Source organism: Modestobacter sp. SYSU DS0657 (assembly GCF_054050925.1).
Map to the genome: position 1 here is coordinate 89,796 of NZ_JBJHAG010000015.1, position 11,306 is coordinate 101,101.

Consider the following 11,306-nt stretch of genomic DNA (forward strand, 5'->3'; position numbering starts at 1 on the left):
CCGCCGGTGGACCCGTCCCGGGCAGGATCCGTCCCCGGGCCGACGCGGGCGGAGGCCCGGCCGCCCGACGATCAGGTCATGACGGCTGTCCTCTCTGCCCGCGACGTGCGGATGACCTACGGCGCCGGCCCCACCGCCACCCACGCGCTCGCCGGCGTCGACCTCGACGTCGGCCCGGGCTCGCTGGCGGTGATGGGCCCGTCCGGCTCGGGCAAGACCACGCTGCTGCACGTGCTGGCCGGCATCCTGCGGCCCTCCTCCGGGTCGGTGACCTGGCGCGGGCAGGACCTCGCCGGCCTCTCCGACGCCCGGCGCACCGCGCTGCGCCGCACCGACTTCGGTTTCGTCTTCCAGTCCGGCCAGCTGCTCCCCGAGCTGCCGGCGGTGGAGAACGCGGCGCTGCCGCTGATGCTCGCCGGGGCCGGCCGCCGGACGGCGACCGCCCGGGCCGCGGAGTGGCTGGGCGGGCTCGGGCTGGCCGGGCTGGAGCAGCGTCGGCCCGGGGAGCTCTCCGGCGGGCAGGGGCAGCGGGTCGCCATCGCCCGCGCGCTGGTGGGTGAGCCGGGTGTGGTCTTCGCCGACGAGCCGACCGGTGCCCTCGACGCCGCGACCGGCTCCGAGGTGCTGCGCCTGCTGGTGACGGCGACCTCGGCGGCCGGCGCCGCGCTCGTCGTCGTCACCCACGACGACCGGGTGGCCGCCGGCTGCGACCGGGTGGTGACGATGGCCGACGGCCGGCTCGTCGACGACCGGCGGGTCACGCCGGTCGCCGGCGGGGTGCCCCGGTGATCGCCGCGCTGCGACTGTGGGCCGGCCTGGCCCGCCGGCAGGGTGGGGACCGGCTGACCACCGGACTGGCGGTGATCGCGTTCACCGCGGTGACCTGGGCGCTGCTGACCACCCTCGGTGGGGTGCGGGCCTTCGTGGCACGCGCCGAGGTGCAGAGCGAGGGCATCGGCGAGATCTACGTGGTGCTGTCGCTGACCGCGGCCGCGCTGATCCTGGTGCCGCTGGTGACCTTGGGCGGGGCGGCGGCCCGCCTGGCGGTGGCCCGGCGCGACGCCCGGATGGCCGCGCTGCGGCTGGCCGGGGCGACCACCGGGCAGGTGTCGGCGATGGCGGGAGCCGAGGCGCTCACCCAGGCGGTGGCCGGCGCGCTGCTCGGCGCGGTGCTCTACGGCGCGACGCTGCCGCTCGTGGCGCTGCTGCCCTTCCAGGGGCGCACCTTCGACGTCGCCGAGCTGTGGGTCGGCAGCTGGGCGGGGCTCGCGCTGCCCGCCGTCCCGCTGGTGGCGCTGGGCTCCGCGCTGGCCGCGCTGCGCCGGGTGGCGATCACCCCGCTCGGGGTGGCCCGCCGGCTGCCGCCGAAGGGGCTGTCCTGGACCCGGCTGCTTCCGCTGGTCGTGCTCGGCGGGGTGTTCACGGCCACCGCCAACGGGATCCTCCAGGCCGAGCTCGTGGTGCTCCTCGCCGTGCTGCTGGGCAGCCTCGCCGGGGCGATGTGGGTGTTCACCCTGGTCGGGCCGTGGCTGGTGACGGTGGTGGGCCGGGTCGCCGTCCGCCGGGCGCAGAGCGTGCCCACGCTGCTCGCCGCGCGGCGGCTGCTCGACGACCCGAAGGCCGCCTGGCGCAGCGTCGGCGGGGTGGCGTTGATCGCCTTCGTCGCCGGCGTGCTCTGCGTCAGCCCGGCGATGGGGGCCACCGCGGAGGGCGAGGCGCACCTGGGCGCGGACATCGCGGTCGGCACGGCGGTGACCCTGCTGATCGCCGCGCTGCTGGCCGCGGTCTCCACCGGGGTGACCCAGGCCGGCCGGGCACTGGACTCCGCCGCCGAGTACCGGGCGCTGCACCTCGCCGGCACCGAGGTGTCGGTGCTGCACGCCTCCCGGATGCGGGAGACCGGCCTGCCGCTGGCGGTGTGCGTGGGCGGGGCGTCGATCACCGCGCTGCTGATGATCAGCCCGTTCGCCGATCTGCTGGCCCAGGAGCCGATCGGGCTGGTGCTGTTCGCCGGCTCCGTCGTCGTCGGGTGCGCGCTGGTGCTGGCCGGCACCGCGGCCAGCCGCCGGATGGTCGACCGCGCGGCCCGCTCGCTCGGCTGAGTGTGTCCGGCGCGGTGATCACCTCGCGCTCAGCGGTGCTTCCCCGTCGGGATGACCCCGCTCCGCGCGGGGTGATCATGGCGGCTCCGGCGGACCGCCACCACCGCCCACGCCGCGGCGACCAGCCAGACCGCGACCACGAGCAGCAGCAGGTTGCGCTTGAGGTCGCGGGGCAGGAACGACGGGTTCGCCGGGCCGTCGGCGGGGGTGAGCAGGAACGGCAGCGTCACCAGGGTCAGCACCCCGCTGACCACCCCGGCGACGACGACCGGCGGCCGCGCCGGCGCGGGCAGGAACCGGGCGGCGAGCCAGCCCAGCCCGATCCACAGCGGGGCGATCACCAGGTCGTGCAGCAGCGCGCTGCCGACGAACCAGGTGGCCCACGAGCCCAGCGGGATCCGGTCGCCGGCGGTCACCAGGTTCCAGCCGCCCCACAGCACCGCGGCCAGCCCGGGCACGACGAACAGCCAGCGCCACCACGGCCGCAGCGCCGAGGTCAGCGGCCGGCCGGGGTCCGAGGCGTACGGATCGGCCGGGACCAGCTCCGCGGCCCGCGGATCGTGCTCCCGGCTGCTCTCCCGTTCCAGGCTCATGCCGGCCGCACCGCCGTGACCCACTTGGTCTGCATCACCCCGGGCCGGTTCGGCGCGATCAGCCGCACCGGGTAGCCGTGGTCGAGGTCCAGCGGCTCGCCCTGCAGTTGCAGCGCCAGCAGGGTGAGCGGGCTGCGGGCGTGCGGCGGCGCCACCACCGACGTCCGGTAGAGCCCGCCGGGCTGCAGCGACTCGACGACGACCTCGGTGTCCCGGGGCAGCCCGGCCCCGGCCAGCAGGTCGGCCAGCCGCACGCCGGTCCAGGTGCCGCCGGCGCTCCAGCCCTCGACGCAGGTGATCGGCAGGTCGACGGTGGTCTGCGGCATCGCCTGCAGGTCGGCGAGGGTGAGCTCCAGGCGGTCCGGGCCCGCGATGGTGAGCCGGTACGCCGGGTCGACGGCGGTCTCGGTCACCCCGGCCCGGTCGGCGGTCTGCCGCACGGGGAGGTCCTGCGGCCCGACGCCGGGGTGCCGCGGGGCGAGCACGGAGACGTCGGCCAGCGGTGAGAACGTCTGCCCGACCATGGTCAGCGTGACCGCCCCGGCGCCCGCACCGGCGGCGAGCACGAACGCCCGCCGGGACACCGCCTGCTGCTCGGCGGCCTCGTCGTCGGCGGTGAGCTCCGCGGCCTGCTCGGGGGCCAGGCCCGCGACGGCGCCGGGCGACCCGCGGCGGGCCAGGCCGCGGCGGATCTCGGGGGCCTTGGCGCCGACGTGCACCGCGACCGCGCCGATGGCGATCCAGCCGGTCCAGTAGTGGGTGTCGGGGAAGAAGAAGCCCCACGGGTACCACTGCGCCGTGTTGACCAGGCCGGTGACCAGCTGGAACGACGTGGCGCCGACCAGCACCAGGATGGACAGCCGGCTGATCGCCCGGGACGGTGACCCGGCCGGTGGCCACTCGAACAGCTTCGGGTAGACCGTCCAGAGCTTCACCAGCAGCAACGGGATCGCGGTGAGCCCGACGGTGACGTGCACGCCCTGGGTGACGCCGTAGAGCCACACCGGCTGGGCCGGCCAGCCGAACCAGCCGGGCGGGTCCTGGATCCAGTGGCTGATCAGCCCGGTGCCGAAGCAGAGCAGGAAGGCGACGCCCAGCCACGCACCGACCCGGGCGGAGCGGCGCTCGGAGTGCAGCGGGCTGCCGAACGCCCCGCGCCGGAACGGGCCGCGGCGCAGCCCGTCCGGCGGTGCCGGCAGCCGGGCGCCGAGCAGCCGGTCCAGGGGGGCGGTCACGGCAGCCCGCCCGCCACCTCGTCGACCGCTCGGCGGGTGCGGCTGTCCGGCGGGCACAGCGCGGCCACCGCGAGCGCGTCCGGGAAGTGGTCGATGTCGGTCAGCTGCGGCAGGTCGAGCACGGTCAGCCCGGCGGACTCCAGCGCGGCGCGGGTGCGCACCGCGGTGTCCTCGCGGGACATCGGCACGTCGGGCAGCACCTGCGCGCCGTCGGGGGAGTGCAGCCCGAGCGCCCACCAGCCGCCGTCCGGTGCGACGCCGAGCACCGCCGTCCCCGGCCCGGCGGCCACCAGCCGGTCGAGGGCGCCGGTCAGCAGCGCGGGAGTCACCTGCGGGGTGTCCATCCCGATCAGCAGGGTGGGCAGCGCGCCGTCCGGGCCGGCCATCGCGTCGGCGAAGGCGCGCGCCAGCCGGGTGCCCAGGTCGCCCTCGACCTGCGGGACGACGACGCAGCCGGACAGGTCCAGGTCGCGGGGGGCGCCGTCCAGGGCCACCACCCGGCGCTGCACCGGGGTCGCCCGCACCACGTCGAGGGTGTCGCCGACCGCGGCGGAGGCGATCGCCGCGGCCTGCTCCGGGGTGCACGGCGGGGTGAGCCGGGTCTTGCTCCGGCCCGGCACCGGCGCCTTGGTGATCACCAGCAGCTGCGTCATCGCGCCAGCACCTCCCGCATGTCCCGGATCGTGCGCAACGTGCCGAGGGCCGTGCCGGTGACCTTGGACCTCGTGCCCTCGGCGCGCGGGGCGTAGTCGACGTCGACCTCGACGATCCGCCAGCCGGCGTCGGCCGCCTTCGTGACCATCTCCAGCGGGTAGCCGAACCGGCGGTCGGTGATCCCGAGGGCCAGCAGCGCCTCCCGGCGTCCGGCGCGCATCGGGCCGAGGTCGTGCAGCGCGAGCCCGGTGCGGCGGCGCAGCATCACCGACAGCGCCAGGTTGGCCACCCGGGCGTGCAGCGGCCAGGCGCTGCGGTGCGTGGGCCGGCGGCGGCCGAGCACCAGGTCGGCGTCGCCGGCCAGCACCGGGTCGGCCACCTTCGGCAGGTCGGCGGGGTCCATCGAGGCGTCGGCGTCGCAGAAGCAGACGACGTCGTCGGTGGCCGCCTCCAGCCCGGCGTGCGCGGCGGCGCCGAAGCCGCGCTGCGGCACGGGGACGACGGTGGCGCCGTGGTCGGCGGCGATCTGCGCCGACCCGTCGGTCGAGCCGTTGTCGGCGACGATCGCGCGGTAGCCGGCGGGCAGCCGGGGCAGCACCGCGGGCAGCGCACCGGCTTCGTTCAGGCAGGGGAAGACGACGTCCGGCACGGACGGACGGTAACCAGGTTCGGGGATCGTCGCCTGCTGTTCGGTCGTGGACCACCGATCGGGTGCCCCCGACCGGCCGGCCCGCCGCCGGCCACCTAGGGTCGATTCGGTGCAGACGGTGCCGGCTCCGGTCGACTCCCCGGACGGCGGTCCGCGCCGGTGGTGGGTGCCGCCGCTCGCCGTCGCCGGAACCGCGGTCTTCGTCGTCGCGATGGGCCTGATCGGCCGGCGGCTGACCGAGTCCGGCGTGCGCCTGCACCTGCTCGGCGGGTGGGTGCTGCGGGGCGCCTTCGGCGTCGTGCTCACCCCCGCGGTCCTGCTGCCGGTGGCGGTCGGGCTGGCCGGCGTGCTGTGGGGGCCGGCGCTCGCGGCCCGGGCGAGCTGGCGGCTGCTGCTGCCGGGCTCCGCGCTGGCCGCCGCCGGCTGGGCGGTCGCCCTCGCGCTGAGCTCCGGGGCGCACCGGCTGACCGAGCCGCTGGACTCGGTCTACGAGTACCCGCACGACGTGCCGCGGGTCGGTTCGATCGGGGAGCTCCTCTCCGGCTTCGCCGCCTCGGTGCCGGCCGACGCCGCCGATCCGTGGACCACCCACGTCGCCGGCCACCCACCCGGCGCGCTGCTCGCCTTCGTGCTGCTGGACCGGCTCGGCCTGGACGGGCTCGGGTGGGCGGCGGCGCTGTGCATCGCCGGCGGCGCGCTCGCCGTGCCCGCGGTGCTGGTCACGGTGCGCGCGGTGGCCGACGAGGCGAGCGCCCGGGTGGTCGCGCCGTTCCTGGTGCTCGCCCCGGTCGCGCTGTGGGTGGCCACCAGCGCCGACGCGCTCTTCGCCGGGGTGGCCGCCTGGGGCGTCGCGCTGCTGGCGACGGCGGCCGCCCGCGCGCCGGGGCTCGACGCCGACCTGCGCGCCCTGGGCGGTGGGCTGCTCATGGGGCTCGCGCTCTTCCTCTCCTTCGGGCTCACCGCGCTCGGCCTGGTGGTGCTCGTGGTCGTGCTGGTGCACCGCGGCCGGCTGGGCTGGGCCGGGGTCGCTCGGGTGCTCGGCGTCGGCGCGGTGGGCGTGCTGCTGGTGGTCGCCGCGTTCGCCGCCGGCGGCTACTGGTGGGTGGAGGGCTTCACCGTCGCCGGCGACCGGGTGCGCTCCGGGCCGTCCTACGCCAACCGCCCGCTGGCCTTCTTCCTGTTCAGCAACCTGGCCGCCGCGGCACTGGCGGTCGGACCGGCCGCCGTGGCCGGGCTGGCCTCGCTGCGCCGGCACCGGCTGGCGCTGGTGCCGCTGGCCGCGCTCGTCGGGATGCTGGTCTCCGACGCCACCGGGCTGGTGCGCGGGGAGACCGAGCGGATCTGGCTGCCGTTCCACGTCTGGCTGCTCGTCGCCACCGCGTTCCTGCCGCCCCGGCAGCGCCGCTGGTGGCTGGCCGCCTCGGTGCTGCTCGCGCTGGTGATCGAGGTGCTCGTCCGCACCGAGTGGTGACCGCACTGACGACGCCGGCGGGGCGTGGGCCAGGATGACCGGCGTGCGGACGTCGGGGGTGGCTCGGTGAGCCGGCGGGGCTGGGCGCTGTTCGTCGCGATGTCGCTGATCTGGGGCGTGCCGTACCTGCTGATCAAGGTCGCCGTCGGTGAGTTCTCCCCGGTGCTGGTGGTGTTCGCCCGCTGCGTCATCGGCGCCGCGGTGCTGCTGCCCTGGACCGTCGCCCGCGGTCAGCTGCGCCCGGCGCTGCGGCACTGGCGGGCGCTGCTGCTGTTCACCGTGCTGGAGATGACCGGCCCGTGGCTGCTGCTGTCCTGGGCCGAGCAGTCGCTGTCCAGCTCGCTGACCGGGCTGCTGGTGGCCGCCGTCCCGTTCGTCGCCGCGCTCACCGCCCGGATCGCCGGCGACGAGGACCGGCTCTCCCCGGTGCGGGTGCTCGGCATGCTCATCGGCGTCGTCGGCATCGCCGCGCTGCTCGGGCTGGACGTCGCCGGTGCCCAGCTGTCCGCGATCGGCGCCGTCGGGCTGGTGGTGGTCGGCTACGCCACCGCGCCGATGGTGGTCACCCGGGCGCTGCCCGACGTGCCCGGCGTCGCCGCCGCGTCGATCGCGCTGGCGGTCACCGCGGTGGTCTACGCCCCGTTCGCGCTGCCCCGGCTCGGGCAGCTGCCCGGCGCGCCGGCGGACGCGCTGGCGTCGCTCGCCGCGCTCGGGCTGGTGTGCACCGCGCTCGCGATGGCGCTGTTCTTCGCCCTCATCCGCGAGGCCGGCCCCCAGCGGGCGCTGGTGATCACCTTCGTGAACCCGGCGGTCGCCGTCCTGCTGGGGGTGCTGCTGCTCGACGAGCCGTTCACCCTCGGCCTCGCCGTCGGGCTGCCGCTGGTGCTGCTCGGCTGCGTGCTGGCCACCCGCCGCAGCCCCACCCGCCCGCACCGCTCCGAGCTGACCGAGGTCGACAGCGCCGTCCCCTGACCCCCTGGAGGAGAGCCATGACCGAACCGTCGACGTCGCCGGTGGTCCGCACCCGTGCAGGTGCGCTCCGCGGCCGCACCGAGGGCGGGACCGCGGTGTTCCGCGGCATCCCGTTCGCCGCGCCGCCGGTGGGCCCGCTGCGTTTCCAGGCACCCCGGCCGGCCCCGGCGTGGGACGGCGTCCGGGAGGCCGATGTCTTCGGCCCTCCGCCGCCGCAGGCACCCATGGGGCCGCCGCCCCCGGAGCCGCCGTCCGCCGGGCCGGTGCGCCACGACCCGACCGACTGGCTGACCCTCAACGTCTGGACGCCGGACCCGGGCGCCACCGGCCTGCCGGTGCTGGTCTGGGTCTACGGCGGCGCCTACCGGATGGGCACCGCCGGCGTGCCCGAGTACGACGGCGCTGCGCTCGCCCGCAGCGGCGTCGTCGTGGTCACCGCCAACCACCGGGTCGGGGTCGAGGGCTGGGCTGAGTTCGACGGCGCTCCGGCGAACCGGGCGCTCCTCGACGTCGAGGCCACGCTGCGCTGGGTGCAGGAGGAGATCGCCGCCTTCGGCGGGGACCCGGCGCGGGTCACGGTCGTCGGGGAGTCCGCCGGCGCGGGGATCATCGCCGCCCTGCTGGTGATGCCGACGACCGGTGGCCTGTTCTCCCAGGCGGTGCTGCAGAGCGTGCCGGGCACCTGGTTCACCCCGGAGCTGGCGCGCGACGTCAGCGCCGAGCTGCTCGCCCCGCTGGGTCTGCCCGCGTCGGCCGCCGCGCTCGCCGACGTCCCGCCGCAGCGGCTGGTCGACGCTCTGGGTGAGCTCGACCGGCGCCTGCCCGGGCTGGACCGCTGGGGTCTGGTGGCACACACCCCGACGCCGTTCTCCCCGGTCGTCGACGGGCAGGTGCTGCCCACCGACCCGTGGACCGGCCTCACCGCCGGTGCGGCCCGCGACGTGCCCGTCGTGGTCGGGCACAACCGCGACGAGTGGCGGCTGTTCCTCGCGCTGGCCGGTCAGGTCGGCGCGGTCACCGAGGAGATGGCCGCCACCGCGATGGCGGTCTTCGGCCCGGGCGCGACGCCGGAGACCCGGATGCGGGCGGCCTACCCGGACGCGGAGGCGGAGGAGCTCTTCGTCCTGGCGCACTCCGACCGGATGTTCCGGGTGCCCAGCCTGGACGTCGCCCGGGCGCAGACCGCCGGCGGTGGCCGGGCGCACCTGTACGAGCTGACCTGGCCCGCGTCGGGCGGTGGTGGCGTGCTGGGCGCGTGCCACGCCCTGGACGTCCCGCTGGTGTTCGGCCGGCTCGACGTCGGGCTCGGGGCGCAGCTGCTGGGCAGCCCACCGCCGGCCGAGGCCGCCGAGGTGTCCGCGCAGCTGCAGGCCGCGTGGACCACCTTCGCCCGGGACGGCGACCCCGGTTGGCCGGCGTTCGACGAGCGGCGCGCGCTCACCCGGGTGTTCGACACCGGCGAGCGGGGCGGGGTGCGGCCCTACCCCGAGCAGGCCCTCCGCGACCTGTGGCGGAACGCGCCGATCGGGCTGCTCGACGTGCGCCGCTGACCCGCCCCCGTTCCGCCGACATGGCCATTTCGGCGGAACGGAACGGAACGGGGCGGGTCAGGGGGCGGGGCGCAGGGGAGCGGTGGCGAACTCGCGCATGCCGTCGGCGAAGGTGACCCGCGCGCGGAAGCCGAGCTCGGCCGCGGCCCGCGCGGGGGAGGCCACCACGTGCCGGACGTCGCCGATCCGGTACTCCCCGGTGACCTGCGGTGCCGGGCCGCCGAACGCCTCGGCCAGCGCGGCGGCCATGTCACCGACGCTGTGCGGCACCCCGGAGGCGACGTTGTACGCCCGCAGCGCGGCGTCGGGCGCCTCGGCCTCCAGCGCGCGCAGGTTGGCCTGCGCGACGTCGGTGACGTGCACGAAGTCGCGCATCTGCCCGCCGTCCTCGAACACCTGCGGCGCCCGGCTGCCCTCCAGCGCCGACCGGAAGATCGAGGCGACCCCGGCGTAGGGGGTGTCCCGCGGCATGTGCGGGCCGTAGACGTTGTGGTACCGCAGCGCGATCGCGCCGCCGCCGGTCGAGCGGGCCCACGCCGACGCGAGGTGCTCCTGGGCCAGCTTGGTCGCGGCGTAGGTGTTGCGCGGGTCGGCGGGGGTGTCCTCCCCGACCTCGCCCCAGGTCAGCTGCCGACCGCACACCGGGCAGGGCGGCTCGAACCGTCCGGCGTCCAGGTCGGCCCGCCGCCGTGGTGCGGCCGGTACGACGCCGTGCTCCGGGCACTCGTAGCGGCCCTCGCCGTAGACCACCATCGAGCTGGCCAGCACCAGCCGGCCGACGTCGGCGCGCGCCATCGCGGCCAGCAGTACCGCCGTCCCCAGGTCGTTGATCCCGGCGTAGGCGGGCATGTCCTGCACGTCGACGCCGAGGCCGACCATCGCCGCCTGGTGGCAGACGGCGTCCACCCCGGCGAGTGCGCGGTCGACGGTCGCGGCGTCCCGGACGTCGCCGTGCAGCAGCTCCACGCCGTCCAGCCCGGGCACGCCGTCGGGGTAGCCGGGGTGCACCGCGGGGAGCAGGGCGTCGAGCACCCGCACGTCGTGGCCGGCCGCGCGGCAGGCGGCGGCGACGTGCGAGCCGATGAAGCCCGCCCCTCCGGTGATCAGGATGCGCACGAGCGCAGACGCTAGCTTCGGTGCCCGTGGAGCGCTCCCGATGCGGCTGGGCGACCAGCGCGCCCGAGTACGTCCGGTACCACGACGAGGAGTGGGGGGTACCCCTGCGCGGGGACGACGCCCTCTACGAGCGGCTCACCCTGGAGGCGTTCCAGTCCGGGCTGTCCTGGATCACCATCCTGCGCAAGCGGCCCGCCTTCCGGGCCGCGTTCGCCGGCTTCTCCATCCCGGCGGTCGCGGCGTTCACCGACGAGGACGTCGCGCGGTTGACGGCCGACGCCGGCATCGTCCGCAACCGCGCGAAGATCACCGCCGCGGTCGCCAACGCCCGCGCGGCGCTGGAGGTGCCCGAGGGGCTGTCAGCGCTGCTCTGGTCGTTCGCGCCCACCGGGCCGCGGCCCCGGCCGCGGACGCTGGCCGACGTGCCGGCCACCAGCCCGGAGTCGGTGGCGATGGCGAAGGAGCTCAAGCGCCGGGGGTTCCGCTTCGTCGGGCCGACCACCGGCTACGCGCTGATGCAGGCCACCGGGATGGTCGACGACCACGTCGCGACCTGTTTCCGCGCCGGTTCCGGGGGCCCGGTGTGACCCGTACCGGTGGGTCCGGGTTGGTCGATCCGCCCCCCATACGGGATCATGGATGCAGGTTCTCTGCACAACTGGTGCCACACCGCGGCCGTCCGGCCACGGGTGGCGGGCGAAGGAGGCACGCATGGCGGCCATGAAGCCGCGCACGGGTGAGGGTCCCCTCGAGGTCACCAAGGAGGGCCGCGGCCTGGTCATGCGCGTTCCGCTGGAGGGGGGCGGCCGGCTCGTCGTCGAGCTGACCCCCGACGAGGCGAGCGCCCTCTCCGAGGCCCTGAAGGGCGCGATCAGCTGAACACCGCCGCGAGCCTGCCCCCGGGCAGCCCCGCGGGCGACGACGCGGCCCCGGCCGCCGGCAGCACGCCGGCGACCGGGGCCGC

At 76.8% G+C, this 11,306-nt stretch carries 12 protein-coding genes; 7 read left to right on the forward strand and 5 right to left on the reverse strand.

What is annotated here, in order from left to right:
* Nucleotides 1-78 precede the first annotated feature (78 nt).
* Both ACI79A_RS11520 and ACI79A_RS11525 read left to right on the forward strand, forming a co-directional pair.
* Entirely contained in the window at nt 79-789 is a 711-nt protein-coding gene (locus ACI79A_RS11520) for an ABC transporter ATP-binding protein (RefSeq protein WP_457083172.1), read from the forward strand.
* Nucleotides 786-2,102 (forward strand): hypothetical protein, encoded by a 1,317-nt coding sequence (locus ACI79A_RS11525; protein ID WP_457083174.1) that lies wholly within the window; start codon nt 786-788, stop codon nt 2,100-2,102. Before ACI79A_RS11520 ends, ACI79A_RS11525 begins: the two co-directional genes overlap by 4 nt.
* Nucleotides 2,103-2,131: 29 nt before the next feature.
* Here ACI79A_RS11525 and ACI79A_RS11530 read toward each other — a convergent pair whose 3' ends face one another.
* The 4 genes from ACI79A_RS11530 to ACI79A_RS11545 are packed head-to-tail and all read right to left on the reverse strand — an operon-like array spanning nt 2,132 to nt 5,233.
* A complete protein-coding gene (locus tag ACI79A_RS11530) occupies nt 2,132-2,695 on the reverse strand; it encodes a hypothetical protein (protein ID WP_457083176.1) in 564 nt (187 codons plus the stop codon).
* On the reverse strand, nt 2,692-3,930 hold the full coding sequence (locus ACI79A_RS11535; RefSeq protein WP_457083178.1) for a molybdopterin-dependent oxidoreductase: 1,239 nt from the start codon (nt 3,928-3,930) through the stop codon (nt 2,692-2,694). Before ACI79A_RS11535 ends, ACI79A_RS11530 begins: the two co-directional genes overlap by 4 nt.
* Complete coding sequence (locus ACI79A_RS11540) at nt 3,927-4,583, reverse strand: TIGR04282 family arsenosugar biosynthesis glycosyltransferase (protein ID WP_457083180.1); 657 nt, start codon at nt 4,581-4,583, stop codon at nt 3,927-3,929. The genes ACI79A_RS11535 and ACI79A_RS11540 overlap by 4 nt, the downstream gene beginning before the upstream one ends.
* Nucleotides 4,580-5,233, reverse strand: a complete 654-nt coding sequence (locus ACI79A_RS11545; RefSeq protein WP_457083182.1) for a glycosyltransferase family 2 protein — start codon at nt 5,231-5,233, stop codon at nt 4,580-4,582. Before ACI79A_RS11545 ends, ACI79A_RS11540 begins: the two co-directional genes overlap by 4 nt.
* A 109-nt stretch (nt 5,234-5,342) precedes the next feature.
* Here ACI79A_RS11545 and ACI79A_RS11550 point away from each other — a divergent pair, with 109 nt between their 5' ends.
* The 3 genes from ACI79A_RS11550 to ACI79A_RS11560 all read left to right on the forward strand — a co-directional run bounded on the left by ACI79A_RS11550 (nt 5,343) and on the right by ACI79A_RS11560 (nt 9,226).
* A complete protein-coding gene (locus tag ACI79A_RS11550; RefSeq protein ID WP_457083184.1) occupies nt 5,343-6,704 on the forward strand; it encodes a hypothetical protein in 1,362 nt (453 codons plus the stop codon).
* Between the two features lie 66 nt (nt 6,705-6,770).
* Nucleotides 6,771-7,676 carry a DMT family transporter gene (locus ACI79A_RS11555; RefSeq protein WP_457083186.1) on the forward strand — a complete coding sequence of 302 codons (906 nt, stop codon included), beginning with the start codon at nt 6,771-6,773 and terminating at the stop codon, nt 7,674-7,676.
* A 17-nt stretch (nt 7,677-7,693) separates the two neighbouring features.
* Complete coding sequence (locus ACI79A_RS11560; protein ID WP_457083188.1) at nt 7,694-9,226, forward strand: carboxylesterase/lipase family protein; 1,533 nt, start codon at nt 7,694-7,696, stop codon at nt 9,224-9,226.
* Between the two features lie 57 nt (nt 9,227-9,283).
* Here the strand turns inward: ACI79A_RS11560 and ACI79A_RS11565 are convergent, their stop codons facing one another.
* Nucleotides 9,284-10,342 (reverse strand): NAD-dependent epimerase/dehydratase family protein, encoded by a 1,059-nt coding sequence (locus ACI79A_RS11565; protein WP_457083190.1) that lies wholly within the window; start codon nt 10,340-10,342, stop codon nt 9,284-9,286.
* A gap of 26 nt (nt 10,343-10,368) precedes the next feature.
* On the opposite strand from ACI79A_RS11565, the gene ACI79A_RS11570 reads away from it, so the two are divergent.
* Nucleotides 10,369-10,929, forward strand: a complete 561-nt coding sequence (locus tag ACI79A_RS11570) for a DNA-3-methyladenine glycosylase I (RefSeq protein WP_457083192.1) — start codon at nt 10,369-10,371, stop codon at nt 10,927-10,929.
* A 124-nt stretch (nt 10,930-11,053) separates the two neighbouring features.
* A complete protein-coding gene (locus tag ACI79A_RS11575) occupies nt 11,054-11,221 on the forward strand; it encodes a DUF3117 domain-containing protein (RefSeq protein WP_457066014.1) in 168 nt (55 codons plus the stop codon).
* The last annotated feature ends 85 nt before the right edge of the window (nt 11,222-11,306 follow it).

Bases quoted from the DNA above. Each gene is read 5' to 3' on its own strand.
- ACI79A_RS11560 (WP_457083188.1), top strand. From the start codon at position 7,694: ATGACCGAACCGTCGACGTCGCCGGTGGTCCGCACCCGTGCAGGTGCG.
- ACI79A_RS11520 (WP_457083172.1), top strand. From the start codon at position 79: ATGACGGCTGTCCTCTCTGCCCGCGACGTGCGGATGACCTACGGCGCC.
- ACI79A_RS11530 (WP_457083176.1), bottom strand. From the start codon at position 2,695: ATGAGCCTGGAACGGGAGAGCAGCCGGGAGCACGATCCGCGGGCCGCG.
- ACI79A_RS11575 (WP_457066014.1), top strand. From the start codon at position 11,054: ATGGCGGCCATGAAGCCGCGCACGGGTGAGGGTCCCCTCGAGGTCACC.
- ACI79A_RS11540 (WP_457083180.1), bottom strand. From the start codon at position 4,583: ATGACGCAGCTGCTGGTGATCACCAAGGCGCCGGTGCCGGGCCGGAGC.